Here is a 25,184-nt window from a genome sequence, read left to right as displayed (position 1 = left end):
GTGAAAGCGTCGCCATTTGGCGGCGCTTTTGGCTTGATCGTCCTAGGATCAAGATCAACGTTCACCCTTTATTTCTCTGCAGTTTATTTCCCTGCAGTTTATTTCTCTGCAGTTTATTTCCCTGCAATTTATTTCCCTGCAATGACTGCCCTTGTTACCGCCCGTCTGCTGTTGCGCCAGTGGCAGCCCGGCGATCGCCCCTATTTTGCGGCCCTCAATGCGGATCCAGAGGTGATGCGATATTTCCCTGCTCCCCTCACGCGCCAGGAGAGCGACGCCCTGGCCGATCGCTGTGAACGGCTCATGACCGTGCGAGGCTGGGGATTTTGGGCCGTTGAACTTCCCCGCCGGGTTCCCTTTATTGGCTATGTGGGGCTGCATATCCCCGCCGCAGATCTACCCTGCAAACCCTGCGTCGAAGTGGGCTGGCGACTGGCAAGGCCCTACTGGGGGAAAGGGTATGCCACTGAAGCGGCCCAGGCATCCCTGAACTTTGCCTTCGAAGATCTACAGATCCCGGAGGTGGTGTCTTTTACCAGTTTATTGAATTGGCGATCGCAGGCGGTGATGGAGCGTCTAGGCATGATCCGCGACCCGGAAACCTTCGAGCATCCCAATGTTCCCCCTGGCCATATCCTCCGCGAGCACTGCCTCTATCGTCTCACCCAAACCCAGTGGAAATCGCGTCCCCATTTGCTTTGAGGTTCTGAACGGGGGGGCAAAGGGAATGAAGACCAACCCCACAACCTGAAAACAAGCGTTAAGGTGGGAAAACAATATTCAGTGGCAAAACCTGCAACGGGTGCGATTCTATGACTTCTCTGACCTCTGCTCAAACGGTGCAACTGGGTCCCGCTGGGCCAACTGTTCCCGCCCTGGGAATCGGAACCTGGGCCTGGGGAGACTCTTTGTTCTGGCAATACGGCAAAGACTACGGCGAGGAGGAGGTGAGGCAGGCGTTCCAGGCTGCGATCGCGGCAGGGGTGAACTTTTTTGACACGGCGGAGGTGTATGGCCTGGGCAAGTCGGAAACGCTGCTGGGGCGATTCATGCAGGAGCAAGATCAGCCGGTGAGCGTGGCCACTAAATATTTCCCCGTTCCCTGGCGCTTTTCGGCCCGTTCCGTGGCGCAGGCCCTGAGTGCAAGCCTGGATCGACTTCAGGTTACTTCCATTGCCCTTTACCAGATTCACTGGCCCTTTAGCTTTTTTCTGAGCCAGCGATCGCTGATGCAGGCCCTAGCGCAGGAGGTTCAGAAAGGCCGCATTCAGGCTGTGGGGGTGAGTAACTATTCCGCAGCCCAGATGCGCGCAGCCCATCGCTTCCTGGCCGATCAGGGGGTCCCCTTGGCGGTGAACCAGATGCAATATTCGCTGCTGCATCGCAACATTGAAACCAATGGTGTATTAGCCGCCGCGCGGGATCTGGGGGTGACGATTTTAGCCTACAGTCCCCTGGCTCAAGGGTTATTGACGGGGAAATATACCGCTGATGCGCCGAAGCAACCCACTGGAGCGCGCAGCCTCAGCCCTAAGTTTCAGGCGAGCTATCTGCGCCGGATTGAGCCCCTGATTCAGGCCATGACAGATATTGGCGCAAAATACGACCGCACCCCGGCCCAGGTTGCTCTGAACTGGTTGATCGCCCAGGGCAACCTGGTTCCAATTCCAGGGGCAAAAAATGCCAAGCAGGCGGCCCAAAATGCTGGGGCTTTGGGTTGGCAACTGAGCCCTGCGGAAGTAGCGCATTTGGCTCAGATTTTGGTTTGACCTAGTCTCTTTCTAGTCGGAGTTTCATGGCCTTGATATAGGCCATATCTGCCTTGATTAGATCCTTCGTGGCTGGGGGGACGGACTGGCTTGAAGTTTCTGCTTCAGGCTGGAGAATCTCTTCGGCATTCACTGCTGCGATGGTTGGGTTACTCAGTAATCCAAAGCTCATGAGCAATACAATCAGAGAAGATCCTTTTGTTGAGGAGGAGAGGTTCATTGCCTTGATCTCCAAACTGGATACTTTTTAACAGGCTTAACGGTAGACATCGGGTGTGACACCGCTGTGTCCAAGTCGTGACAGTTTCGTCAAGCACATCGGGCCGCAAGATCAAGTTCAATCCTGGGCTCTGTGAGTCCTTTGAACCTCCTCTGAGACACCAGGGATCGCCTCGCTCGATCCCCTATGCAAAGGCTGGGTTTGCTTCCTCGCTGCTAGAAGGTGAGGGCTTCGCGCTCTTCCTGATGCAGGCCTCGATCTTCAGGTTCGTCCAGCAAATTCATGAATAGCCAGAAAGATGCTTGTTCCAGGTCGTGAATATTGAGGTCATCTTGGTATATAGTCAGCTGTCGAGGCTGACAGAAAACAGCCTTTGCACAGAGAATGCTGGCATTTTCTGCCTCCAGGTCTGATATGTAGGCGTATTTTGATGCTTCAGCCTGAATTTGATCTTCGAAGGGACCAAAGTAGTAAATTGCGACCGGATTTCGGGTCTCAATCTGCATCCACCAAGCCAAATCTATTGTTGCTGGACAGTCCCTATTCAGCATGATATACCCCCAAGGTTCATGAATTATTGGATTCTATAACTCTATTATTTATTTTTTCTGTGAAGAAACTGTGAGTAACTGGATCTAGTTCGATGTAACCTGCTTATATTTTGTGCTTACTGATTTTGTGCTTACTGAAAGGGGCTCTTTGAGGAATCAGAATCTATCCATGATCTCTTTGTTCCTAGGATGCAGTTAATTGAAGGACAAAAAGGGGCTAGATCGCCTGAACCGGCTGCGGATTTAATTGCTTGTTGCAAGGCGATCGCAGGGAATGATATCTGACAGGATTGAGCTACTCATTCCTCCGGTATGAACTTCAAGACGAGCATGGGAGAAAGTCCTAAAGAATACGGATTTTCCCGGAAAAACGGCTCTTTCAAAGAACCAGCAAGGAATATTTGAAATGCGAATAATATGACATTGGTCTGTGTCATTGGTATAGCAACAGAGAATATCTTCCGGTAAGGGCATCTCTAACTCCTGAACCCCCCCATCAAGTTCTTGGCCGTGGTAACGATTAAAATGACTCCAGGGCAATCACTCCAGGGTAAGGGGGTTCATTTTCTTTGTTTTGGGCAGATTACAGCCGTACAGTCCCTCTAGATCGCCCTTAGAGAGGCTGGGTTCACCAGAGGGACGCACCGGCTGTAGCATCGATAAGAATTATGGAGCGGTTTTCGTGAAGATGTTGTGAAGGCCGATAATAGGATTAAACAGGCCGCTCATCATTCACAGGGTGGAGGTCATGAGAATTTTGGTGGTGGAAGACGAAGCCCCTGTAGCCCAGGCCATTGAGGCGTTACTGGTGAGCTGTCACTACTCAGTGGACGTTGCGGCCGATGGCCTAGCGGGGTTGGAAATGGCTGAGGCCTATCGCTACGATCTGATGCTGCTGGATATTGGGTTGCCCCGAATGGACGGCGTCAGACTCTGTCAGCAGCTGCGCACCAGCGGGATACAAAGCCCGATTCTGCTCTTGACTGGACAGGAGGCGGAGGCCAAGGCGAAGGCGACTGCTCTCAATGCTGGAGCCGATGACTATTTGACTAAACCCTTTGATGCGGAGGAATTACTGGCTCGCATCCAGTCTCTGCTGCGTCGGGGTGCGTTGCAAGCTTTTCCGGTCCTGCGATGGGGATCTCTGTCCCTGGACCCCAGTCGTTTGCAGGTGAGCTATGGGGCAACGCTGTTGCAGCTAACCCCGAAGGAATATAGCCTGCTGGAGGTGTTGCTCCGCCATGCCCCCAATATTTTGAATGCTCGCACCATTGTGGAACAAGGCTGGAGTGCTCTGGAGGCTCCTGGCAATGAAACGGTACGCACCCATCTCAAGAAGTTGCGTAAAAAGCTAAAAGCCGCCGGGGCACCGGAGGACTTTATCAAAACCTTGCATCGCCAGGGCTATCGCCTGAATCCTCTCTATGGAGACAAGGCGTTTTCCCCGCCGGAGCAGTCCGCCGCCACGCTGCAGATGGCGGAACTGAAGGCTGTCAACGAAGAGTTGCGACAAACCTTGGCACAGCTTCACGCGACGCAGGCAGAACTGCAGCAGAAAAATCAGGAACTGCAGGCTGTGCAGGAGAAACTCACGGATCGGATAGCAGAACGAACGGCGGAGTTAAGCCAGCGGGAAGCCTTTTTGCGCAGCATTTACGATGGGGCAGCGCAGCCTATTTTTGTGGTGGCGGTGGCCGAAACGGGAGATTTTCGCTATGTGAGTCACAACCGCGCGGCTCAGGAGATGACCGGCATTGCCCTGGTAGATGTGCAAGGGAAAACTCCTGAGGAGGTGTTTGGCCCCGAAATCGGTTCCCGATTTCGCCAGCACTATCAGCAGTGTGTGCAGGCGAATCACTGCATGGTCTTCGAGAATCATTTTGTCTATCAAGATCGCCCCGTCTGGTTCCTCACCACCCTCTCACCGGTGCGTGATGCTGCAGGCAAGATTGATCGACTGGTGGGCACTGTCTTGGAGACTAGCCAATGGAAACGACTAGATGCCGATCGCAAACAGGCCGAAGCCGCTCTGTATCAATCCGAGGCCCAACTCAGCCGCATTCTTGACAATGTGGGCGTGGCCATTGGTGAGCTGGCTGCCTATGCCGATGGCACCTACGTTCACAAACTCATTTCCCTGGGCTGTGAGAGTGTTTACGGCTACTCTCAGGCTGAAATCATCGGAGACCAGGAACTCTGGCGATCGCGGGTGCTGCCGGAAGATGTGGAAACGGTGATCATGCCCGCCTTTGAGCGGATTTTTGCCGAGCAGAGCTTCACGATTGAGTACCGCTTCCGGGATAAAACCGATAGCGTGCGCTGGATTTCCGAAACCCTGACCTCCCAGTGGGATGAGGCGGCTGCTTGCTGGCAGGTGACCACGGTGGGGATTCATATTAGCGATCGCAAACAGGCTGAACTGGCTTTACAACAGAAGATCCGCCAGGAGCAACTGCTGGTTGATATTGCCCAGGAAATTCGCCAGTCCCTGGAGTTAGATCAGGTTCTCCATTGCACTGTGGAGCGGGTCCGAGAATGGCTAGCGTGCGATCGCGTTGTGATCTTTCGTTTCCGCCCAGACTGGAAGGGCGATGTGATCATGGAATCGGTAGGCAAACAATGGCCTGCTCTGCAATCCACCACCATTGATGACCCCTGCTTCGCAGACCAGTTTATCCAGCCCTATCTTCAGGGGCACGTTTCCATCTTGCGGGATATCAACCAGCCGGGTCTAGAGCCCTGCTATGTTGATCTATTACAGCAGTTTCAGGTGAAGGCGAGTTTGGCCGTGCCGATTTTGCTAGGTCATGATCTGTGGGGGTTGCTGATCACCCACCAGTGTGACGCTCCTCGCCAGTGGGAACCGGCTGAAATTGAACTTCTGCAGCGCCTGGCGATCCAGGTGGGAATTGCCAGTCAGCAGTCAGAACTCTACGAACAAACGCGCGATGAACTCTCTGCCCGGCAGCATATGCAGGCAGTTCTGGAAGCCAGCGAAGCGCGCTTTCGCTCCCTGAGCGCAGCGGCTCCCATTGGCATCTGTCAGACCAATGCCGATGGGATTTGCCTGTATGTCAATCCCTGCTGGTTAGCACTCTCGGGGCTCAGCCTAAAAGATTGTCTGGGGAACGGTTGGCTGCAAGCCGTTCACCCGGAAGATCGGCACAGGCTGGGGGTGATTTGGGAAAGGGTGCTGAAGGGGGACAGCGATCGCCTGCCTGAATTTCGGTTACTCACGCCCCAGGGAGAAATCCGCTGGATTTCTGCCCATGTAGCCTCCATTCAATCCACAGCCGGAGAAATCGTCGGTTACGTCAGTACCCACGAAGATATTACAGAACGCAAGCAGGCTGAACAGGCGCTGCGAGAGAGCGAACAGCGGCTCCAAGCCATTTTGGATCACTCTCCGGCGGTTATCTACCTGCTCGATCATCAAAATAGACACCTGCTCGTGAATCACAGCTATGCCGCCCTGCTGTCCATCTCGGCCCAGGATCTGGTGGGCAAAGGGTTGCAGGAGGTGTGGCCCCCGGAGATGGCCGATCGGTTTGCCACCCAAAATCGAGCTGTTTTAGAAACCGGTCAACTGCTGCAAATTGAGGACACGTTGCCCTTGCCCGATGGCATCCACAGCTTCATTACCGTCAAATTTCCCCTGTCTGATGCCACCGGAACTCCCTACGCCCTCTGCGGTATCTCCACCGATATCACCGAAAAGAAAAATCTGGAGGCTCAGTTTTATCAGGCCCAACGCCTAGAAAGCTTGGGTATTCTGGCGGGCGGCATTGCCCACGACCTCAACAATATGCTCACCCCTATTCTGGGCATGACTCAAGTGCTGCAGATGACGCAGCGGGGATTGGATGCCAGGGGGATAGAACAGTTGCAAATTATCGAATCCAGCGCCAAGCGAGGAGCGAACCTGGTTAAACAAATTTTGTCAGTTACACGGGCCAGCCAGGGCCAGCAAACCGCGGTGAATTTGGCCGCTCTCCTGCAAGAAGAAATCAAGATTGTGCAGCAAAGCTTTCCGAAATCCATCGAGATACAGGTTGAGATTCCTACCGCAGGGGCCACTCAGCCCGCTCTGGGCAAGGTGCTGGCTGACCCCACCTATCTACACCAGATTGTTATGAATCTCTATGTGAATGCGCGCGATGCCATGCCCAACGGCGGCACTTTGGGCATTTCCGCCCAGAATGTCTGGGTAGATGAGGCCATGGCGGCTCAAACGCTGGATGCTCGGGTGGGCCGCTATGCCCTGATCACTGTGACTGATACCGGGACGGGGATTACGCCCGAGGTCCAGGAGCGAATGTTTGATCCCTTCTTTACCACCAAACCTCCGGGACAGGGCACTGGCTTAGGTCTGGCCACGGTGCGCAGTCTGGTCAAGGCAAATCAGGGGTTTGTGCAAGTTGTCAGTCAGGTGGGCCAGGGAACTCAGTTTAAAGTGTATTTTCCGCAGATGGAGGACAGCGTCCCGGACTCCGACTTGGCAGGTCTTTCCCCGGCGTTGATGTCAGAAACTCACGAGGCCTTGGTGTTAGTGGTGGAAGATGAGGAAATCGTGCGCATGATGCTACAATCCTTTCTCGAAAGCCACCATTACCGCACCTTGCTGGCACAAGATGGTGTAGAAGCCCTAGAACAATACCAGCAGCATCGGTCAGAAATTCAGCTGGTTCTGAGCGATCTGATGATGCCGAATATGGATGGTTTTACCTTGATCCGTCGCCTGAAGGCCATGGACCCCGCCGTTTATATTGTGGCCCTCAGCGGTGTTCCAACCCATGAGGCAACCGCCCTGGCTGCGGGTGCCAGCTCTTTTTTGGCGAAACCCTTCGATTTAGAAACTCTGTTGAGTCATATTTCAACCTGTTTCACCTCGATGAGGGCCTAAGAATACCCCAACGATTCATTGCATTCATATCAAGACGGGGGGTTCCCTATTCATTCGGTTTTCAGGGGACCTCTGGGCTGATTTAGGGGTCTGACTTAGGGGTCTGACTTAGGGGTTTGATTTAGGGGTCTGACTTAGGGGGCTGATTCAGTCGCAAAGTCCGGCCCTTGAGGGCACGGTAGATCAACTCAAGGGTGAAGGCTGTCAGCACCATGATCACCACCACCCAGAGGTTTTGGGGTTGGGTCTGGGCCGTTTGCCCGAGGAGAACAAGCACTGCGGCAATGGAGGCGATCGCGCCGATCAGCGAAACCCAGCGATGACTGCGGGTCTGTGAGTGCAGTTTGACGTTGGCCCAGTTCACCGCCGCAAAAATGATTAAAAATCCGCTACTGCCCATGGTGGAAATGCCCGACAGATCAAAGAAATTTGCGATCACCAAGGTGAGGGTGCTGGTGATTAAAAGTCCCTCAATGGGCTGGTTCCAAACTTTCTTTTCGAGAATTTTAGGCAACTCGCCAGACTTGGCAATCATGTAGCTCAGTCGCGAGGTGCCATAGAGCGTGGCATTGATAGCAGAGGCTGTAGACAGCATCGCCGCGATCGCAATTAAGGTAAAGCCCTCAGGGCCCAGAAAGGGTTTTGCCGCGGCGGCGAGGGCATACTCATGGGCTGCCTGAATTTCCGAGAGCGAGAGGGTTCCCACCGTAATCATTGCAATGAGGACGTAGAGAATCAGGACAAATCCTACGGCGGTATAGTAGGCCCGCGGCAGGATTCGACCGGGATCTTTCACATCCTCTGCGGCATTGGCAATCAGCTCAAAGCCTTCATAGGCCAAAAAAATTAACATTCCGCCGGCGACCAATGCCAGAGGTGAGGCCCAGGTGTCGGGTTGAATAGATTTACCCTGGATTCCCTGACATCCCATGCCCACAAATAGGGTCAGGATGACCAGCTTGAAGATCACAATCCAGCGCTCAGCTCGCCCCACCAAATCCGCGCTGAGGAGATTGAGTCCTGTAATCGCCACAATAATCCCGCTGATCAGCAGATGTTTAGCCCAGCCTTGAAAGGACTCTGGAAAAAAGGTTGCGCCATAGCTGCCAAAGGCAGAGGCATAGAGAGAGAGCATCACAATGTAGCTCAGCCACAGGAGAATATTCATGCCGCCGGTAAATAGCCCCGTGCCAAAGGCCCGATTAAAGAAGATCACGGTGCCGCCACGGCTGGGGAAGCTGACGGAGAGGTTTGCGTAGGAGTAGGCTGTGAATAGGGCCAGGATGCCGGCCAGACCAAAGGCAAGGGGCGCGCCTCCTTGGGTGACCTTGACCGCTAATCCCAGAACGGCAAAAATGCCGCCTCCGACCATGCCGCCGATTCCCACCGCGACCACCGACCAAAACCCCATCTGATGCTGAGTCATACCGTCTATTTTTAATCTGGGTTGGATATTTCTAAAATAATCTGAAACATAAGCGGATCTCTCTACAAGAGGCCGAGCAAGGGTAACAGTCCGAGGAGACTGAAGATCACCAGCCCCGCCAAACTCCGGCGCCCCGTTTGGCGATCGCCAAAGATGAGGGCGTAGACCCCTTTAACGAGGTTGTTACTGGCGGCGGCAATCACAATCGCGGCACTCGCAACCCCCCCTGGAATGGAATGGCCTCCGGTCTGGGTCAAACTTAAGATAAAGGGGTCAACATCGGTGACCCCCATGATAACGGCCAGGGTGTAGACACCGCTGTTGCCGAAATACTGAATGACATATTTGGCAATCATCGTAATGCCAATGAATAGAGCGGCGAAACTAAAGGCAGCCTTCAGTTCCAGGGGATTGCCCTGGGGGGGAGGGGCCTCCACAACCTCGGGATCGGAGATGGCCGGTCGCCGCAGCGAGATGCCCAATCCGCTCACCAGGCCCATGGCTCCCAACCCCAGGAAGGGAGCGCTCAAGTTTGCGGCTAGGTTGGCATTAAAGATTCTCAACAGGACCATTAGACGCCAGTACATGATGCCCGAGGCAATCAAAATGCCGCCGGTGTAGCTGGCCCAGTGGCGGGAGTCGACACTGGCTCGCTTGGCCAGGGCGACCGTGGTCACGGTGGAGGAGTAGGCGCCTCCCAGCAATGCAACCAAGGAAATGGTGCGTCTTCCCTGGACAAAGCGCTGCAGGAGATAGCTGCCGTAGGAAATGGCGCTGACGGCAACGACCACCAGCCAGGTTTTAAAGGGATTAAGGGCAAACGGGGTTAGGACCTGATCCGGCAGAATCGGCAGGATTACGATGGTCAAGAATAGAAACTTCGTGAAATTGAGGATATCGGTCTCGGAAAACCGCCGGGCCAGGGTTTCTAAAAAAGATTTCAGCTCCAGCAAGATCAAGCTGGCGATCGCCAGGGAAGAGGCAATCCAAAAGTGTTCATAATAGACCAAAGCTCCGACGATATAGGTGGTTAAACCCGCCATCTCCGAGGTCAATCCCACCCGTTGCGCGGTGGTCATCTTATGCCAATAGGAGAGCATCATAAAGCCCGCAATCACCGCTAATCCCAAGGCAATGGGGAGAGCCTGACGCTGGGAGAGGAAGGCAATACTGTAGCCGAGCAAGCCAATGAGGGGATAGGTGCGCACACCTCCAAAGGCAAACCCCTTGCTCAGCTTATGTTCTTCGCGCTCCAGCCCAATCAGGAAGGACAAAAACAAGACGGTTATTAACTTGAAGGCTTCCAGGGGAATTAACTGCAAGACATCAGAGGGCATCTCTAACCTCACACCTTGGGGGCATCTGTCCGTCTCTTGCGCCAGGGGGCCTCTCTTCGGCAAGGATAGACCATTCCTTATCTTAATCGAGGCCCCGCCAGGATTGATGGGGATCCTGGGGATCTTCCCGATTCATCGACCGTGCGGATCGCCCTCCCGGATCATCCCTACTTCGAGGGAGATTGAACCGGACCCAACCGGTTGCCCTTGCCCCCTTCGGGGGATGCCCAGCGTTTAAAGCGCCGGACTAAAAGTGCTGTACTAGAGATTTGTGAAGATCTGGGCGATCGCTGTTTTTCCCCCTCTTGGATTCAGCTACAGTAATCCCATCCTGGAGAAAAACTGGGGTTCCCCGGATCCGTTCACCCTATTCAAGCCCTCTCCAGTCCATCGTCTCAGTCTATCCGTCTACCCTGGAGTTCGCTGCTAGAGAGGGAGATCTATGCTGCCGCCCATCTGGTCTCTGGAAACCGAAGCCGTTTTTTCGTCCCTATCCAGCTCACCTCAGGGCCTTGCGCCCCAGGAGGTTCAGCAGCGCCTGATTGAGAATGGGCCGAATGAACTCCCCGATCCGCCCCGCCGTCCTCTCCTGCTGCGATTTTTAGATCAACTCACCCATTTCATGGCGCTGCTGCTGTGGGTGGCCGGGATTTTAGCCTTTATCTCCGGGGCGACGGAACTGGGATGGGCAATCTGGGCCGTGATTTGGATTAATGCCCTGTTCAGCTTTTCTCAGGAGTTTCAGGCGGAACGGGCCATTGCTGCTCTGAAGAATGTGCTGCCTGCTCAGGCCAAGGTGTTCCGCGAGGGAGTTCTGGGGATCGTTCCAGCCCGAGAGTTAGTGCCGGGAGATTTAATCCAGCTGGAGGAGGGGGATCGAATTTCTGCCGATGCCCGCTTGATTTCGGTGCAGGCGCTCTACGTGGATACCTCCATCCTCACCGGAGAATCCCTGCCGGTGGCGCGGCAGGCCAATCCAATTGCGGCCCAGGGAACGGTGCCCTCTGGGGGAAAAGTGCAGCCTGCTGAGCTGTCGAATCTCGTTTTTGCCGGTTCTACGGTGGCGGCGGGTCGAGGGTTGGCCGTGGTCTACGCCACCGGAAACCGCACAGAATTTGGCCATGTGGCCCATTTGACGACTACCGTGAAGCGAGAGCCCAGCACGCTGGAATTTCAGATTAGTCGGATCGTGCGCTTTATTACGGGTTTGGCCATCAGTATGGGGATGCTGGTGTTTCTGTTAACCCAGTTTCTGGTGGGGATGGACTTTCAGGAGAGCTTTGTCTTCGCCATTGGCATTATCGTGGCCTTTGTGCCGGAGGGGCTGCTGCCTACGGTGACGCTGTCGCTGGCCATCGCGGTTCAGCGCATGGCCCAACGCAACGCCTTGGTCCGGCGTCTGTCTGCGGTTGAGTCCCTCAGCGCCACTTCAGTCATCTGCACAGACAAGACCGGGACCCTGACCCAAAATGAAATGACGGTGCGATCGCTGTGGATTCCGAATCAATCCATTCCGGTGACGGGGGTGGGCTATAGTCCCGTGGGGCAGGTGGATCTGCCTGCAGACTCCCATGCCCAACTGCAGGCAAAACTGCTGCTGGTGGGCGGTGCCCTGTGTTCCAATGCAAGACTGATTCATCTCACCTCGCCAGCGCAGGGCAAGGTGAAGCCCATTTCCGATTGGCAGGAGGTGGGAGATCCCACCGAAGCGGCCCTGCTGGTTGCGGCCCTCAAGGCTGGTCTTGAAAGCGAACAATTGCAGCAGCGATCGCCGCGACTGCGGGAAGTTCCCTTTGATTCCAATCGGCGCATGATGACCGTGGTTCTGGACTGGAACCTGGCAGAGCTGTGGCCCAATGAACACGCCTATTTAAGCTTTACGAAGGGATCGCCTCTGGATGTTTTAAATCATTGCCAGTGGATGCTTGCGGCGGGCCAGCTGGTGCCCTTGGGCGAGGCCGAACGTACCTTGATTACCCAGGCCAACGACCACTGGGCCGATCAGGGCTTTCGCGTCCTGGGGGTTGCCGCCCGCAAAGGTGACCGGGAACTTCTAGATCAACCCCCAGAGGATTTAGAGCAGGAACTGATTTTTATTGGGCTAACAGCAATGATGGACCCGCCGCGTCCTGAGGTGGCAGAGGCGATCGCCCACTGTCATCGGGCGGGCATCTCAGTCACAATGGTGACCGGAGACTATGGGAAAACCGCCGCAGCGATCGCCAACAATATTGGTTTAGTCCAGGGTAAGGCGCGGGTGGTGACTGGCCATGAACTATCCCATCTCTCCGATGCGCAGCTCCGCCAGATTCTCCACCGCTGGCCGGGGCTTATTTTTGCGCGGGTGATGCCAGAGCAAAAGCTGCGAATTGTGGAAGCCTATAAAAGCCTGGGCCAGGTGGTGGCCGTCACGGGCGATGGTGTGAACGATGCGCCTGCCCTGCAAGCGGCCAACATTGGCATTGCCATGGGGCGCAATGGCACGGATGTGGCCCGCGAAGCCGCTGATATCGTGCTCTTAGACGATAATTTTGCCAGCATCGTCAGTGCGGTGGAGCAGGGACGCAGTGTGTACCAGAATATCCGCAAATTTATGACCTATATTTTGGCTTCTAATGTGGCTGAAATTGTGCCGTTTTTGCTGATGGTCATCCTGAAAATTCCTCCCGCCCTGGTAATTTTACAAATTCTTGCCATCGACCTGGGCACCGACATGGTTCCCGCCCTGGCCCTGGGCGCAGAGGCTGCAGAACCTGGAACGATGAATCAGCCGCCGCGGGCCAAGCACAAGCCGCTGCTGGATCGATCCTTACTCGCTCGGGCCTACGGATTTCTGGGGCCTCTCGAGGCCTTTGCTGGCATGGCGGTGTTTCTAGCGGTTTGGCAGCAGCAGGGCTACGGCCTCGCCGATTTGCAGGCAATCACCCCCCAAATTCTGCAGCATCAAGCGGATCCCCAGGTTCTGAATATCTATCATCAGGCCACAACCTTGACCCTGGCCACCATTGTGGCCTGTCAAGACGGAAATGTTTTTGCCTGTCGATCAGAGCGTCGATCTATTTTTCGGATGGGCTTTTTTAGTAACCCCTTGATCTGGATCGGGATTGTTTCTGAGTGGACGATTATCCTTGCCATTATTTATCTTGCCCCGCTGGAAAATATTTTTGGGACTGCTCCCCTCCGGCTGGATCAATGGGGGATGCTGATCATGTGGCCTTTTTTGCTGCTGGGACTGGAGGAGCTGCGGAAATTTGTGTTTACGCGCAGGGCTGCGGGGGAGATAAACTCCAGGAATCCAGTCAGATAAAGCTGAGGTAAAGTTGATCAGCCCTGGCAAGACCGGGTTATGGCCTCGCCCCTGGCGATGATCTAAGGGCGCTGGCGGAAAATTTATAAGGACTTAAAGGTGAGGACATCACACAGGGCATGATGCAGCACATAGTTGCTGACGCTACCGAGAACCATTTCCTTGAGACCTGAACGACCGCGATTGCCAATTAGAATTAAGTCGGCTCCCCAAGACTGGGCAAACTCGCAGATAACGCGGCCTGTATTGCCAAGAATTTGACGAAATTCGCTGTTAACACCGGATTTTTTCGCTTCCTGGGCAAGCGATCGCAGTTTCTCCACGCATTCGCTTTCATAATTTTCCCATTCCTGCCGCCAAATTTCGGTATTGAAGTCGAGTCCAGGAGACCAGTACATATTGTCTGCGCCAGCGGGAATGGGAACTGGACTTCCCTCTTCTTCGCTGCTGAGCACATGCAAGAGCATGAGATCGGCTTGGTGGAGTTTGGCCAGCGCCAAGCCTTTCTGGAACAGCGCTTCTCCTCGGGGAGAATGATCCATGGCGACTAATAGTTTGGCAAACATCTGGGTTCTTCCCTTCGCGTTTCTTCCCTGATTGTCTCTTTCTGACTCCAAATTCAATTCTCTGCTTGCACGGACTCACCCCGAGAGAGGTTTACTCCCTGGAGTGGTGGAGTTGCAATGGAGCTTTGCCTCTATAATCCCTGGCTTTTTCCTCTCCAGCTTGGCGACCTAGCAGAGATTGAGAAATGCTACGATCATTCCTTTATATGAGTATATAAATATATATTAGTGCCAGGGCGACTCCAGTTCATTTCTGTTTCGGAGGATAAGGCCATGAAGACGAACAACTGGTCACTCATGAGCTTCAAACCCATGATATCACGGTCATGAGCAACCTCACGAGTGTCTCGGTGATCGGAACAAAGGGAGTCCGTGTTGAGGAGATTCCGGAACAGGAGTCCGAGATCTCTTTCAGGATCCCTTTCGATTTTGAAGTGGACGAACCCAGTCCTCTCCCGGCTGTGCTTGCGGGCGCTCAAGACCTGGGGATGATTTTGAAACTCGGAGATGCCGGTGAATTCGGCCCCGACTTGCTGGCGCTGGGGCTTGAGTCCCAAACTGTTGCAGAGGTCGATCAGGTTCTGGCCCGACTGTCGCGATTGATGCGAGAATATCGGTTCGGTGGGGAGTGAGGGTTCCGGTCTGCGTGAATTGGCTTGGATATCAATGGATAGACTCAAAACATCCTGGATGTTGGGAATCTTGCTATGCCTCCTCGGCTCCGGCGCGATCGCGGGCTGTCGGGCACCTGCCAAACTGCCTCAGTCCCCCACCACTGCTGAGGTGATGGTGAGTATTCCGCCCCAGGCTTACTGGGTTAACCGAATTGGGGGAGCGGCCGTGAAGGTGGAAACAATGGTTCCTGCGGGCACCGAGCCCCATACCTACGAACCCAGCCCGGCCCAGTTGAGGGTGATGAGTCGGGCCGATGCCTACTTCCAAATCCACATTGGTTTTGAAGAGGCCTGGATGGATCGCTTCAGGGCGATTAACCCCAGGATGAAGGTGGTAGACACAACCAGCGGAATTCAGCGCTTGCCCCTACCCACGCCCATCTATTCAGCCGAGCCTTCGCCCCTTGCACCCCAGGGGCAGGCTGCCAAGGACAATGTCGACCCCCATATTTGGTTATCGCCCCAATTGGCTAAAAAACAAGTCCAGGTCATCTATGACACCCTATCCCAACTGCGCCCCCCAGAATCGGCTCAGTTTCAACAAAATTTTCAGGTTCTAGGGCAAGATATCGATCGGCTGGACCAAACCATCCGAACCCGCTTAAAAAATCTTAAAAACCGCCGCGTTCTGGTGGTTCATCCGGCTTGGGGCTACTTTGCGCGAGACTATCAGTTACAAATGTTTGCAGTTGAGGTGGGGGGAGAGGAACCCAGTGCGGCAGAACTTGCAAATCTTGTTCGCTTTGCAAAGCAACACCACATCAAGGTGGTCTTTGCCTCCCCACAATTTAGCCAGCGGGCTTCGAAGACGATTGCCCAGGAAATTGGCGGGAAGGTTTTACTCATTGATCCCCTGGCCTATGATTGGATAGATAATTTACAGCAGGTGGCAGAGACATTTTCTGAGGAACTCTGAAGCTGTTCTGGCCCTGAATCCCCTCTGGCTTCCTTTTTGACGCAATGCAGCAGGCTCACATCCCTCAGCAACGCACCGATCGGCAACCCGTGGTCATCCGGGTTCAGGGGCTCTGGGCCGGGTATGACCACCAACCCGTTCTCGAAGCGGTCAACTTAACCGTAAAGCAGGGGGATTTCATTGGCTTAATCGGTCCGAATGGCGGGGGCAAGACCACCTTCTTTAAGGTGTTGCTGGGATTGTTAGCGCCCTGGCAAGGCACGGTTGAGATTATGGATTGCGCGGTGCGTCAAGGCCGTCGCTATGTGGGCTATGTGCCCCAGCAGGTTGATTGCGATCGCGCTTTTCCGGTGACGGCTTGGGATGTTGTGATGATGGGCCGATTGGGTCACCGTTCAATACTCCAGCGCTATACTCGCCAGGATGCGCAGCAGGTTTCCCTTGCCCTCCAGAGCGTAGATTTGCTGCATTTAAAAAATCGGGCGGTGGGCACGCTATCTGGGGGGCAACGAAAGCGAGTCTACATTGCGCGAGCCCTGGCAACGGAGCCCCAGATTTTGCTCCTGGATGAGCCTTTGGCGAGCATTGACCCTCAGATGGAAACGCATATCTATGATCTGTTAAAAACCCTGAATGAGCGCATCACCATCTTAATGATTTCCCACGACATTGGTGCGATCGCTGCCTGTGTCAAGACCGTTGGCTGTCTGAATCGGACGTTGTACTACCACGGGGACGACCATATCACCTCTGAAATGTTGGAGATGGTCTACCAATGTCCGGTTGATCTCATTGCCCATGGGGTGCCGCACCGAGTTTTTCCAAAACACCTCAGTGAAGAAATAAGCGATGATTGAGGCCTTACAGTTTGACTTTATGCGTAATGCTCTGCTGGCGGGAGTGCTGGTCAGCATTGCCTGTGGGATTGTGGGCACCTTTGTGGTGATCAACCGGATTGTCTTCGTGAGCGGCGGCATTGCCCATGCCGCCTACGGAGGTATTGGTCTGGGGTATTTCTTTCGGTTTAATCCTGTGCTGGGGGCCGTGATTTTTAGTATTGGCGCTGCGCTAGCAATGGGCGTCGTGCAACTCCAAACTCGCCAGCGAACCGACACGATCATCGGCGTCATTTGGGCGATTGGCATGGCAATTGGGATTGTCCTGGTGGATCTTACCAGCGGCTATAAGGCCGACCTGATGAGTTACCTGTTTGGGAGCATATTAGCTGTTCCCACCCAGGATCTCTGGATCATGTTGATTTTAGACGGCATCATTGTGACCTTAGTGTCTCTCTTTTATAAAGAACTGTTAGCCATTTCCTTTGATGAAATGTTTGCCACGGTCATGAATGTCCCCGTCAAAACCATTTACATCACCCTACTGTGCTTAATTGCGCTCACGGTGGTGATGATGATGCGCGTGGTTGGCTTGATCATGGTGATTGCCCTGCTCACTATGCCCGCGGCGATTAGTGGGCAGTTTGTAAAAAATATGAAGTGGATGATGGTTGTGGCCAGTCTTTTAGGGGTTATCTTCACCACTGGTGGGCTCTGGCTTTCCTTTACCCTCAATCTCACCTCAGGGGCCACCATCATTCTGGTGTCGGGCAGTGTTTACCTGATCACCTTGCTCCTTTCGCCAGTCCTTTCCCGCCCCCTTACTGCAAAATCCAGAGGACTGCTAACCCGTTCAATCCCAGGCCCACGATGAACATCGTGGCAACCAGAGCAATTTGGTACCATTCGATGGGCTGAACCTTCAGATCCAGAGCAACGTGCAGGAAATTTAGAATGGAATAGATCACCGTGACGCCCAAATGGATTATGCGATAGATCCAAGAAGTGTTGAGGGCCGTGAGCACAATCATGACCATGGGGACGACGAAGAAGCCCAGCATTCCCCACAGATGAGAGATTGGCGTTTTGCCCTGGTAGCGAGGAATGGCCACCTCTACGCCATATAGCAAGGGCATCAAGGCCAGCTGAGTGTGAAAGACAAGCCCGAATAGAAAAACCGTCCAGAGGGCAATAATTTGTACGGGAAGCGATAGAGTGATCATTTTTCTGACCTCCACGCGCTATCTCTATGCTAATTATCGCCGATATCTCGCCGATTCTCTAGTCCTCTTTCCCTTGGCGATCGCCGTGCAGCTCATCGCCCATGGAATGCTGGCGCTCCCAGGGGCATCGGCCAAGACCGCTTTATTGTAGCGATTTTCCGTGATCCCTACCCCAATGAGCTTGACCTCCCAGATCCCCCCTCGGCTAGATTTAGAATCGTTCTTGCCAAAGGTTAACGGCGTGACTCTTGGAAATGACACCAGATTGTCACACTCAGGTCACCTCGATCCTCAACACTGAGGATGCATCCAGTCATCGTGTGTTGTAAAGGACATCGTAATAGACGCGATCGCTCCCCATTCTTTTGATCGAGGGTAATAGGCCCATCCCTGCATGACTCACAAATCCTCCTCCCGCGCAATTTCATTGCGCCAGATCCATCGCACGTTAGCACCAATCCTGCTGGGACCAATTCTGCTCACCTTAATAACCGGCACGGTTTACCAGATGGTTGATCTTCTGGGCAAAGACAGCGGATTTGATTGGTTGCTAGAACTGCACAAGGGAAACCTTGGGCCGATCCGTTTAGAGATCCTTTATCCCTTTCTGAATGCTTTGGGGCTGCTTGTGCTGGCAGTCACCGGATTTTCCCTGTGGAGAACGGGGCGTCGGCGCAAAGCTCGTCCTTGAATCTCCCAATTTTGGCGTTGCTCCTAATCAGGTGGAGAAGTCTTCAATGCGCTACAGACGCCTATGGCTCCTATGGCTGAGTGTCGTGGGCCCAGCAATCCTAGCGGGATCCGCCCTCTATGGCTACGTGTTTATCGCGGGGGCGCCCCAGCTTGATGCGATCGGGGGGCAAGCCATTCCGGGCCTGGACTTCAAGCTGGAGTCGTTTCAAAGTCAAGCCATGGGAACCCTGCGCCAATACGGTGTGATCTTGCCCCCCGGCTATGCCCAACATCCCCAGCAGAACTACCCGGTGATCTTTCTGCTGCATGGGGGCCACGATGGGGTGACAGCCTACGATCAAAAATACGCCATTGCATCGGTGCTGCATCAGCTCTACGGCCAGAAAAAACTGCCTCCCTCGATTGTGATTATGCCCGACGGCAACGATCGGCGAGGATCCAGCCCCCTCTGGGATCCACAGTACTTTGACGGCCCAAATGGCAAGGTGGGAACCCTAATCGGCACTGAACTTGTGCAGGTGGTCAAGAGTCGCTACCGAACAGCTCATGATCCAGAACAATGGGCCATGGGGGGGATATCCTCTGGGGGCTGGGGCGCTGTGAATATTGGCTTGCGCCACCTTGACCATTTCAAAACGCTATTCAGTCTCAGTGGCTACTTCACCGATCCCAGCGGTGCTCACAACAGTCCGGAACAGTTTATTTCTCAACTTCCTGCTCAAGATCTTCAGGGTTTACGGATTTATCTGGCCGCTGGCAAAAATAGGGAAGATACGTTTTTCCGCCACTCCAGTCACCGTTTTCATCAAACCTTGAATCAGCTCAAGATTGATCATGTTCTGGCGGTCTTCCCCGGTGGACATGGCCTTTCCGGTCCCGATGTGGGCTGGAACTTCTTTCACCGGCACCTGAGTGATGCCCTATCCTTTGTGGGCCATCCTGTCCAACCCCATGGGTCCCCGCCCTCTTCGGCGGCGAGCCGGGGCTGAACCAGTACAATATAGAGCGGTAAAGCATACGCAGGTGAAGACAACAACTTCCATGAAACCGAGCATTTTGATTATCGAAGATGAGCGAGAGATTGCGCTATTGATACAAAACTTGCTTGAAACTGAAGGATTTGTTTGTGAAACCTGTCGGGATGGTGCGGAGGCCCTGAGATCGGTTCAAACCGTACAGCCGGATCTGGTGATTTTGGATCTGATGTTGCCGGGCATCGACGGACTGGAAATCTGTACCCGAATTCGCCAGCAGCCCCTGGGTAAGGATCCCTATATCCTGATGTTAACGGCTCGTGCAGAGGAGCTGGACCGAATTATTGGCCTATCCACCGGGGCAGATGATTACCTCACGAAGCCCTTCAGCCCACGAGAACTGGTGGCTCGAGTGAGGGCCCTTTTGCGACGCAGTTTGCGCCATGACCCCACGGCTGCCCTGATTTATCGCACTCCGCACTTCACGGTTAACCTGGATCAGCATATTGCCCAACGTCATCTGTCGGGACAGGAGGCGGAAATCTTGGAATTGACCACCCTGGAATTTAAGCTGCTGGAAACCTTTGTGAGTTATCCGGGGCGGGCCTGGAGTCGGACCCAGCTCATTGATAATCTTTGGGGAGATGACTTTTATGGCGATGATCGCGTGGTGGATACCCAAGTCGCTCGCCTGCGTAAAAAAATAGAGCCGAATCCAGCCAAACCCACGTTTATCAAAACTGTGCAGGGTGTGGGCTACAAATTTGAAGACCAGGAATAAAAAGTTGCAGTGAGTACCCGCAAAGATGAACAACATGGGGTTGCGATCGCGGCTATTCCTTTCTCACCTGCTGGTGATGATTTTTAGCCTGAGCTGCTATATCGTCATTAATCGCTACGCCGCCTTTCGCTATTTTGCCGATCATCTGGAAGATCTGGTCCTGAATCAAACCGAGATTTTGCCCCTTAAGGATGTGTTGATCGAGGGATTTGCCATCGCCTGGCATGCCAGTGCCGGATGGTCTATTTTTACGGGGGCCATTGTGGCGCTCTTGCTCAGCTATTGGGTCGCCAAACGCATTACCACCCCGTTAATCAACATGGAACACACCACCCAGGCCTTTGCCTCGGGCAACCTAGAGGCGCGGATTCCAGCCAGTTCTATTCCTGAAATCAATCGTCTGGGTCGCAGCTTTAACCGCATGGCCTTGAGTTTGGAGCAAGTGGAGCAAAAACGCCAGGAAATGATTGGAGATCTGGCCCATGAGTTGCGAACTCCCCTCACGATTCTGCGCGGCTATTTGGAAGAATTAGCCGATGAGCGCATTGCGCCCACTCCGCTCCTGTTTAATCAGTTGCAGAACCGGGTGCGACGATTGGAACGTCTGGTGGCGGATTTACAAACCCTGTCCAAGGCGGAGACGGGGCATCTGCCCCTCCACTTTCAAGCGGTGGATTTAGCTCGCCTGCTACGGCAAGTCCAAGAGGTGTTTGCCACCCAACTGGACGAGAATAGCCCCCGTTTAGTCGTGAACATCCCCCCCGCGTTACCGCTAGCCTGGGCCGATCCCGATCGGACGGAGCAAATTTTGCTCAATTTGATGGGGAATGCGCTTCGCTACACGACACAGGGCTGCATTAGCGTTTCCCCCAGCCTGCAACAGGATCGTCTGTGGATTGACATCAGCGACACCGGGCCAGGCATAGCCCCTGAGGATTTGCCCCATGTCTTTGATCGATTCTGGCGATCGCCCCAGGCCCAACAGACCCACTCCCAGGGATCTGGGTTAGGGCTGGCCATTACCCGCCGGCTAGTGGAGCTGCAGGGAGGGACCCTCACGGTGCAGAGCCAATTGGGTCAGGGCAGCACCTTCAGAGTCTCGCTGCCCTTAGCGGATCGTCACCGCCCTTAACGGTGAGTAGAACAGTGACACCCATGACACAGCCCTGTCACATGAACCCGTTAGGCTAATTTTTGTACCTCATCAGGGGAAGCTTTGACGATGCTGATTTTTTTAGTGCTGATTTCCTTGGTTTTTCTGACGGGGATTAGTCTGAAAACCCTGGCGATGCTATTCCCGGAGTCCCTGTCCGAGGAACAGGATAACGCCCTAGAGCAAAGACCCTGAGCCGTCCAGGGCTCACTAGAGGTCCGGTCCGGGATCTTGGGGATGTTCAGCGGGGGGGGGCTGCTGGAGTTGTCCAGTTTGGAGCCAAGGCGCCAGATCCTCAGGGGATTTCGACTGTGCCAAATAATCCTGAAGCTGCTTTCCTTCCAGGATCTCCTGGTGCAAAAGGGACTGAGCCATGGTCTCTAGCAGGTCACGATTGGTGCACAGGATTTGTTGGGCGATGTGATGGGCCGATTCAATGATGGCGTTCACCTCTTGATCAATTTGCGCGGCCACGGTGGGGCTGATTACCCGCCTTGTATTTTGTAGTCCCTCCAGATACTGTTGCTGCGTTTTTTCAAAGGCAATGGGCCTGAGTTTGGAATCCATGCCGTAGAGCGTGACCATCCGTTCTGCGAGATCCGTTACCTTTTGGATATCATCACTGGCCCCGGTGGAAACCTGGCCAAACACCACTTCCTCCGCGGAACGCCCCCCCAAGAGCGTCGTCAGGCGACCTCGAATTTCGGGGGCTGACATGAGAAAGCGATCCTCTTCGGGAAGCTGCAGGGTATAGCCCAGTGCGCCTGCGCCTCGGGGCACAATGGATATTTTCTGCACCCGACTGGCCCCCGGCATCAGGGATCCGATGATGGCATGGCCCACTTCGTGATAGGCCACAATCTTTTTTTCACTGGGATTGAGAATCCGAGACTTGCGCTCTAGTCCAGCAATGACTCGCTCAATGGCTTCATTGAGGTTGGCCATACTCACGGTTTCTTGATCCTGGCGAGCCGCCAACAGCGCCGCTTCGTTGATTAAATTGGCGAGATCTGCCCCGGCGAACCCAGGGGTTTGAGCCGCGATCGCCCCGAGGTCAACCTCCGATGACAGCTGCACCTTCGCGGCATGAACCTGCAGAATTGCCAATCTGCCCGATTTATCCGGGTGATCCACCACCACACGCCGGTCAAAGCGACCCGGACGCAGGAGTGCTGGATCCAGTACCTCAGGACGATTGGTGGCCGCCACCAAAATCACCCCGGTGTTTCCTTCAAAGCCATCCATTTCCGTGAGCAGCTGATTCAGGGTTTGTTCCTGTTCATCATTTCCCCCCAGGGAGTTGCTGCTCCGACGGGTTTTGCCCAGGGCATCCAGTTCATCAATAAAGACAATGCAAGGGGCCTGCTGTTTCGCTTGCATAAACAGATCCCGGACGCGGGCTGCTCCCACCCCCACAAATAGCTCGATAAATTCAGCGCCGGAGATGCTGAAGAAGGGAACCCCCGCCTCTCCGGCGATCGCCTTGGCCAACAGGGTTTTCCCCGTACCCGGCGGTCCGACGAGGAGCACCCCCTTGGGAATGACAGCCCCAAGGCGGGTGTATTTATCCGGATGCTTCAAGAAGGTGATAATTTCCTCTAGCTCGGCCTTGGCTTCATCAACCCCAGCAACATCTTGAAAGGTCACTCCGGTCACCCCCTCAGAATAGATGCGCGCTTTACTTTTCCCCACGGTTAGTGCTGCAGATCCCATGCCGCCTGATCGATTGAGAATCCAGGCCCAGAGGGCGATGAAAACCAGGGGCGGCCCAAGCCACCCCAATAAAGTTCCCAGCCAGGCCCACTGATCGGGGGGCGGTGCCCCAAATTCGACATTTTTTTCCTCCAGGAGCTGCACCAAATCCATGTCACTGGGAATGGGGGCCGTCACGTAGAGATCTTCCGGGTCCGTGGTGCTGCTGATCTGATTGGGCGGACTTGTCCCAGTCTTGGGCGGATCGGCCCTCAGCAGATAGCGGATTTCATTGGTTTCAATGAGCGCTTGACGCACCTTCCCGGCGCGCACCTGCTGAATAAACTGACTGTAGGGAACCCGCTTCGGACCAGGTCTCAAGGCCGGCAGCAGGAAAAGATTAAATAAAATCAAAAAGGTCAGGAACGAGAGGAGAGTGCCCCCGAAACGTTTGGGATTGGGCTTGGCGTTTCTATTCTCCCCATTGGTTTCAATTGGCATCTATTCCCTCCGTTCTAGACTTCTGAAAAAAGTCGTGGATGTCAGGGGTGACTGAACTTTCTGGCGCCACGAAATTGACTGTACCACTGATTGCCTGGGCCGTTAAGGTACAGCTGATTCCCCCTTGGAGTTAGTGCCACCCCTCTGGCTGTCCGACTGGACGACCCGGTGCAGGGGCTAGAGGGCATGGAGGGGAACGGGCGATGGCCTCGGATTAAACTGACACGAATCGTTCATCAGATTGACACAACCTTTTTCTACAGTGAATCCTATCGCCCCCTAGGGGGATGGATTGGAAGAGGGTTGGTTTTCTGTAGGAGAAGCATATGGAGGATTTGACCATTTATCAGAGGGATTGCTTCCATCGCCAGATGATGCAAGAAGCTGCTGCTGGTTTCGGGGGGTTATTGGTCTCAGAACGACAGCTGCCCCGATGCTCTGAATCGGTTTGAACCCCAGAACTATCCCTTCTAGTGGTCTGAGGCAAAGTCGCCGTAGATCAAATTCGATGTCCGGTGATTCCATCTGAGTTGACAACAGCATTGCTTTTTCGATTATTACGCTCTGGTGTTATGGAAAGGAGACTCCACATGACAACTTCCTCAGAATCTTCCATGGGTCATCATTCCAGTCCTCCTACTCCGTCGCGGCGGCCCTGGGGACGACTGGGGCTTGTTTTAATAAGCTTATGTATAGGGGCAAGTCTGGCCACGGTGGGTCGCTATTGGATGTGGCATCGATCCCTAAATTCAGCAGAAAACTCGCCCACCCTGGGGCTGTCGCCCCAGCCAACGCCTCAGGACTCGGCGACAAATTTCATTACCCAGGTTGTCAACCAGGTGGGACCCGCGGTGGTTCGCATTGATGCCTCGCGTACGGTCAGCGAGCCGGTGCCAGATATCTTTAAAGACCCCTTCTTTCGGGAATTTTTTGGAAATCAGGTTCCTACCTCGCCCAATCAAGAGGTGCAGCGGGGGCTGGGATCCGGCTTCATTATGAACAGTGAGGGCCAAATCATCACCAACGCCCATGTGGTTGAGGGCGCAGATACGGTGCAGGTGACCCTCAAGGATGGCCGCAGTTTTCAGGGCAAGGTGCTGGGATCTGATCCGGTCACCGATGTGGCCATTGTTAAAGTTGCAGCCTCTAATTTGCCAACTGTGAAGCTGGGAACGTCTAAAAATCTGCAGCCTGGGGAATGGGCGATCGCCATTGGCAATCCCCTTGGGCTGGACAACACCGTGACTGAGGGGATTATCAGCGCCACGGGCCGTTCCAGCGGGGAAGTGGGCATCCCCGATAAGCGGGTGGATTTTATCCAAACCGATGCGGCCATTAACCCTGGCAATTCTGGGGGGCCACTGCTGAACCGCAACGGCGAGGTGATCGGGATGAATACTGCAATTATTCAAGGTGCCCAAGGACTGGGGTTTGCGATTCCCATTGATCGGGTTCAGCAAATTGCCCAGCAGCTTGTTGCTCGGGGAAAGGTTGACCATGCCTACCTGGGCATTCAACTGGTAACCCTGACGCCCCAAGTTCAGCAAGAGATTAACGGTGATCCCAATAGTGGTCTGAGCGTCCAGGAGGATCATGGGGTGTTGGTGGCGAAGGTCTTCGCCAACTCTCCTGCCGATCGCGGTGGCATTCGAGCGGGAGATG

General features: G+C 54.3%; 23 protein-coding genes. 15 read left to right on the top strand and 8 right to left on the bottom strand.

The features are described 5' to 3' along the window. The first annotated feature begins 141 nt into the window (after nt 1-141). Both QQ91_RS03725 and QQ91_RS03720 read left to right on the top strand, forming a co-directional pair. Nucleotides 142-702: a GNAT family N-acetyltransferase gene (locus tag QQ91_RS03725; RefSeq protein WP_166280210.1), complete on the top strand. Its 561-nt coding sequence runs from the start codon at nt 142-144 to the stop codon at nt 700-702. Between the two features lie 110 nt (nt 703-812). Continuing rightward, nucleotides 813-1,769: an aldo/keto reductase gene (locus QQ91_RS03720; RefSeq protein WP_201277307.1), complete on the top strand. Its 957-nt coding sequence runs from the start codon at nt 813-815 to the stop codon at nt 1,767-1,769. A 1-nt stretch (nt 1,770) separates the two neighbouring features. On the opposite strand, the gene QQ91_RS03715 is transcribed toward QQ91_RS03720, so the two are convergent. The 3 genes from QQ91_RS03715 to QQ91_RS03705 form a co-directional block, all read right to left on the bottom strand. Beyond that, nucleotides 1,771-1,989 (bottom strand): hypothetical protein, encoded by a 219-nt coding sequence (locus QQ91_RS03715; protein ID WP_166280207.1) that lies wholly within the window; start codon nt 1,987-1,989, stop codon nt 1,771-1,773. Nucleotides 1,990-2,204: 215 nt separating this feature from the next. After that, entirely contained in the window at nt 2,205-2,540 is a 336-nt protein-coding gene (locus QQ91_RS03710) for a DUF1816 domain-containing protein (RefSeq protein ID WP_166280203.1), read from the bottom strand. A gap of 243 nt (nt 2,541-2,783) precedes the next feature. Further along, complete coding sequence (locus tag QQ91_RS03705; protein ID WP_250833246.1) at nt 2,784-3,080, bottom strand: DUF1830 domain-containing protein; 297 nt, start codon at nt 3,078-3,080, stop codon at nt 2,784-2,786. A gap of 208 nt (nt 3,081-3,288) precedes the next feature. On the opposite strand from QQ91_RS03705, the gene QQ91_RS03700 reads away from it, so the two are divergent. Beyond that, nucleotides 3,289-7,443 (top strand): response regulator, encoded by a 4,155-nt coding sequence (locus QQ91_RS03700; RefSeq protein WP_166280197.1) that lies wholly within the window; start codon nt 3,289-3,291, stop codon nt 7,441-7,443. 121 nt (nt 7,444-7,564) lie between these two features. Here the strand turns inward: QQ91_RS03700 and QQ91_RS03695 are convergent, their stop codons facing one another. After that, entirely contained in the window at nt 7,565-8,869 is a 1,305-nt protein-coding gene (locus QQ91_RS03695) for an APC family permease (RefSeq protein WP_166280194.1), read from the bottom strand. A 62-nt stretch (nt 8,870-8,931) separates the two neighbouring features. Further along, a complete protein-coding gene (locus tag QQ91_RS03690; RefSeq protein WP_166280191.1) occupies nt 8,932-10,206 on the bottom strand; it encodes an MgtC/SapB family protein in 1,275 nt (424 codons plus the stop codon). Between the two features lie 442 nt (nt 10,207-10,648). On the opposite strand from QQ91_RS03690, the gene QQ91_RS03685 reads away from it, so the two are divergent. Beyond that, on the top strand, nt 10,649-13,513 hold the full coding sequence (locus tag QQ91_RS03685; RefSeq protein WP_166280188.1) for a cation-translocating P-type ATPase: 2,865 nt from the start codon (nt 10,649-10,651) through the stop codon (nt 13,511-13,513). Between the two features lie 83 nt (nt 13,514-13,596). Here the strand turns inward: QQ91_RS03685 and QQ91_RS03680 are convergent, their stop codons facing one another. Further along, the gene (locus QQ91_RS03680; protein WP_166280185.1) at nt 13,597-14,079 is read right to left on the bottom strand and encodes a universal stress protein; all 483 of its coding nucleotides are present in this window, start codon (nt 14,077-14,079) and stop codon (nt 13,597-13,599) included. 326 nt (nt 14,080-14,405) lie between these two features. Here QQ91_RS03680 and QQ91_RS03675 point away from each other — a divergent pair, with 326 nt between their 5' ends. The 4 genes from QQ91_RS03675 to QQ91_RS03660 are packed head-to-tail and all read left to right on the top strand — an operon-like array spanning nt 14,406 to nt 17,379. Further along, nucleotides 14,406-14,711, top strand: a complete 306-nt coding sequence (locus QQ91_RS03675; RefSeq protein ID WP_166280182.1) for a hypothetical protein — start codon at nt 14,406-14,408, stop codon at nt 14,709-14,711. 34 nt (nt 14,712-14,745) lie between these two features. Beyond that, on the top strand, nt 14,746-15,669 hold the full coding sequence (locus QQ91_RS03670) for a metal ABC transporter solute-binding protein, Zn/Mn family (protein ID WP_166280179.1): 924 nt from the start codon (nt 14,746-14,748) through the stop codon (nt 15,667-15,669). A 44-nt stretch (nt 15,670-15,713) separates the two neighbouring features. Then, on the top strand, nt 15,714-16,526 hold the full coding sequence (locus QQ91_RS03665) for a metal ABC transporter ATP-binding protein (RefSeq protein ID WP_166280176.1): 813 nt from the start codon (nt 15,714-15,716) through the stop codon (nt 16,524-16,526). Continuing rightward, on the top strand, nt 16,519-17,379 hold the full coding sequence (locus tag QQ91_RS03660; protein WP_166280173.1) for a metal ABC transporter permease: 861 nt from the start codon (nt 16,519-16,521) through the stop codon (nt 17,377-17,379). Before QQ91_RS03665 ends, QQ91_RS03660 begins: the two co-directional genes overlap by 8 nt. Here QQ91_RS03660 and QQ91_RS03655 read toward each other — a convergent pair. Then, nucleotides 17,327-17,728, bottom strand: coding sequence for a hypothetical protein (locus QQ91_RS03655; RefSeq protein WP_166280170.1), 402 nt, complete (start codon nt 17,726-17,728; stop codon nt 17,327-17,329). The two genes, QQ91_RS03660 and QQ91_RS03655, sit on opposite strands and share 53 nt — an antisense overlap. On the opposite strand from QQ91_RS03655, the gene QQ91_RS03650 reads away from it, so the two are divergent. The 6 genes from QQ91_RS03650 (at nt 17,721) to QQ91_RS21585 (ending at nt 21,524) form a co-directional block, all read left to right on the top strand. After that, entirely contained in the window at nt 17,721-17,879 is a 159-nt protein-coding gene (locus QQ91_RS03650) for a hypothetical protein (protein ID WP_166280167.1), read from the top strand. The two genes, QQ91_RS03655 and QQ91_RS03650, sit on opposite strands and share 8 nt — an antisense overlap. A 243-nt stretch (nt 17,880-18,122) precedes the next feature. Next, on the top strand, nt 18,123-18,419 hold the full coding sequence (locus tag QQ91_RS03645; RefSeq protein WP_166280164.1) for a PepSY domain-containing protein: 297 nt from the start codon (nt 18,123-18,125) through the stop codon (nt 18,417-18,419). A gap of 46 nt (nt 18,420-18,465) precedes the next feature. Beyond that, a complete protein-coding gene (locus QQ91_RS03640) occupies nt 18,466-19,410 on the top strand; it encodes an alpha/beta hydrolase (protein WP_166280161.1) in 945 nt (314 codons plus the stop codon). 52 nt (nt 19,411-19,462) lie between these two features. Next, complete coding sequence (locus QQ91_RS03635; RefSeq protein WP_166280158.1) at nt 19,463-20,176, top strand: response regulator transcription factor; 714 nt, start codon at nt 19,463-19,465, stop codon at nt 20,174-20,176. 25 nt (nt 20,177-20,201) lie between these two features. Next, the gene (locus QQ91_RS03630; protein ID WP_166280155.1) at nt 20,202-21,308 is read left to right on the top strand and encodes a sensor histidine kinase; all 1,107 of its coding nucleotides are present in this window, start codon (nt 20,202-20,204) and stop codon (nt 21,306-21,308) included. A 90-nt stretch (nt 21,309-21,398) separates the two neighbouring features. Continuing rightward, a complete protein-coding gene (locus QQ91_RS21585; RefSeq protein WP_284707154.1) occupies nt 21,399-21,524 on the top strand; it encodes a hypothetical protein in 126 nt (41 codons plus the stop codon). Nucleotides 21,525-21,539: 15 nt separating this feature from the next. On the opposite strand, the gene ftsH is transcribed toward QQ91_RS21585, so the two are convergent. Beyond that, complete coding sequence (gene ftsH, locus QQ91_RS03625) at nt 21,540-23,522, bottom strand: ATP-dependent zinc metalloprotease FtsH (RefSeq protein WP_166280152.1); 1,983 nt, start codon at nt 23,520-23,522, stop codon at nt 21,540-21,542. Nucleotides 23,523-24,136: 614 nt separating this feature from the next. On the opposite strand from ftsH, the gene QQ91_RS03620 reads away from it, so the two are divergent. Next, nucleotides 24,137-25,184 (top strand): HhoA/HhoB/HtrA family serine endopeptidase (locus tag QQ91_RS03620; RefSeq protein WP_375340932.1); only part of this gene is annotated, 1,048 nt, incomplete at its 3' end.

It is taken from the genome of Lyngbya confervoides BDU141951, assembly GCF_000817775.3.
In the GTDB taxonomy this organism is placed as follows: domain Bacteria; phylum Cyanobacteriota; class Cyanobacteriia; order Thermosynechococcales; family Thermosynechococcaceae; genus Lyngbya; species Lyngbya confervoides.
The sequence above is the reverse complement of the archived record's forward strand: the minus strand, read 5'-3'. Positions and strand labels throughout refer to the sequence as shown.

Bases quoted from the DNA above. Each gene is read 5' to 3' on its own strand.
- QQ91_RS03725 (WP_166280210.1), top strand. From the start codon at position 142: ATGACTGCCCTTGTTACCGCCCGTCTGCTGTTGCGCCAGTGGCAGCCC.
- QQ91_RS03720 (WP_201277307.1), top strand. From the start codon at position 813: ATGACTTCTCTGACCTCTGCTCAAACGGTGCAACTGGGTCCCGCTGGG.
- QQ91_RS03715 (WP_166280207.1), bottom strand. From the start codon at position 1,989: ATGAACCTCTCCTCCTCAACAAAAGGATCTTCTCTGATTGTATTGCTC.
- QQ91_RS03710 (WP_166280203.1), bottom strand. From the start codon at position 2,540: ATGCTGAATAGGGACTGTCCAGCAACAATAGATTTGGCTTGGTGGATG.
- QQ91_RS03700 (WP_166280197.1), top strand. From the start codon at position 3,289: ATGAGAATTTTGGTGGTGGAAGACGAAGCCCCTGTAGCCCAGGCCATT.
- QQ91_RS03695 (WP_166280194.1), bottom strand. From the start codon at position 8,869: ATGACTCAGCATCAGATGGGGTTTTGGTCGGTGGTCGCGGTGGGAATC.
- QQ91_RS03690 (WP_166280191.1), bottom strand. From the start codon at position 10,206: ATGCCCTCTGATGTCTTGCAGTTAATTCCCCTGGAAGCCTTCAAGTTA.
- QQ91_RS03685 (WP_166280188.1), top strand. From the start codon at position 10,649: ATGCTGCCGCCCATCTGGTCTCTGGAAACCGAAGCCGTTTTTTCGTCC.
- QQ91_RS03680 (WP_166280185.1), bottom strand. From the start codon at position 14,079: ATGTTTGCCAAACTATTAGTCGCCATGGATCATTCTCCCCGAGGAGAA.
- QQ91_RS03675 (WP_166280182.1), top strand. From the start codon at position 14,406: ATGAGCAACCTCACGAGTGTCTCGGTGATCGGAACAAAGGGAGTCCGT.
- QQ91_RS03670 (WP_166280179.1), top strand. From the start codon at position 14,746: ATGGATAGACTCAAAACATCCTGGATGTTGGGAATCTTGCTATGCCTC.
- QQ91_RS03665 (WP_166280176.1), top strand. From the start codon at position 15,714: ATGCAGCAGGCTCACATCCCTCAGCAACGCACCGATCGGCAACCCGTG.
- QQ91_RS03660 (WP_166280173.1), top strand. From the start codon at position 16,519: ATGATTGAGGCCTTACAGTTTGACTTTATGCGTAATGCTCTGCTGGCG.
- QQ91_RS03655 (WP_166280170.1), bottom strand. From the start codon at position 17,728: ATGATCACTCTATCGCTTCCCGTACAAATTATTGCCCTCTGGACGGTT.
- QQ91_RS03645 (WP_166280164.1), top strand. From the start codon at position 18,123: ATGACTCACAAATCCTCCTCCCGCGCAATTTCATTGCGCCAGATCCAT.
- QQ91_RS03640 (WP_166280161.1), top strand. From the start codon at position 18,466: ATGCGCTACAGACGCCTATGGCTCCTATGGCTGAGTGTCGTGGGCCCA.
- QQ91_RS03635 (WP_166280158.1), top strand. From the start codon at position 19,463: ATGAAACCGAGCATTTTGATTATCGAAGATGAGCGAGAGATTGCGCTA.
- QQ91_RS03630 (WP_166280155.1), top strand. From the start codon at position 20,202: ATGAACAACATGGGGTTGCGATCGCGGCTATTCCTTTCTCACCTGCTG.
- QQ91_RS21585 (WP_284707154.1), top strand. From the start codon at position 21,399: ATGCTGATTTTTTTAGTGCTGATTTCCTTGGTTTTTCTGACGGGGATT.
- ftsH (WP_166280152.1), bottom strand. From the start codon at position 23,522: ATGCCAATTGAAACCAATGGGGAGAATAGAAACGCCAAGCCCAATCCC.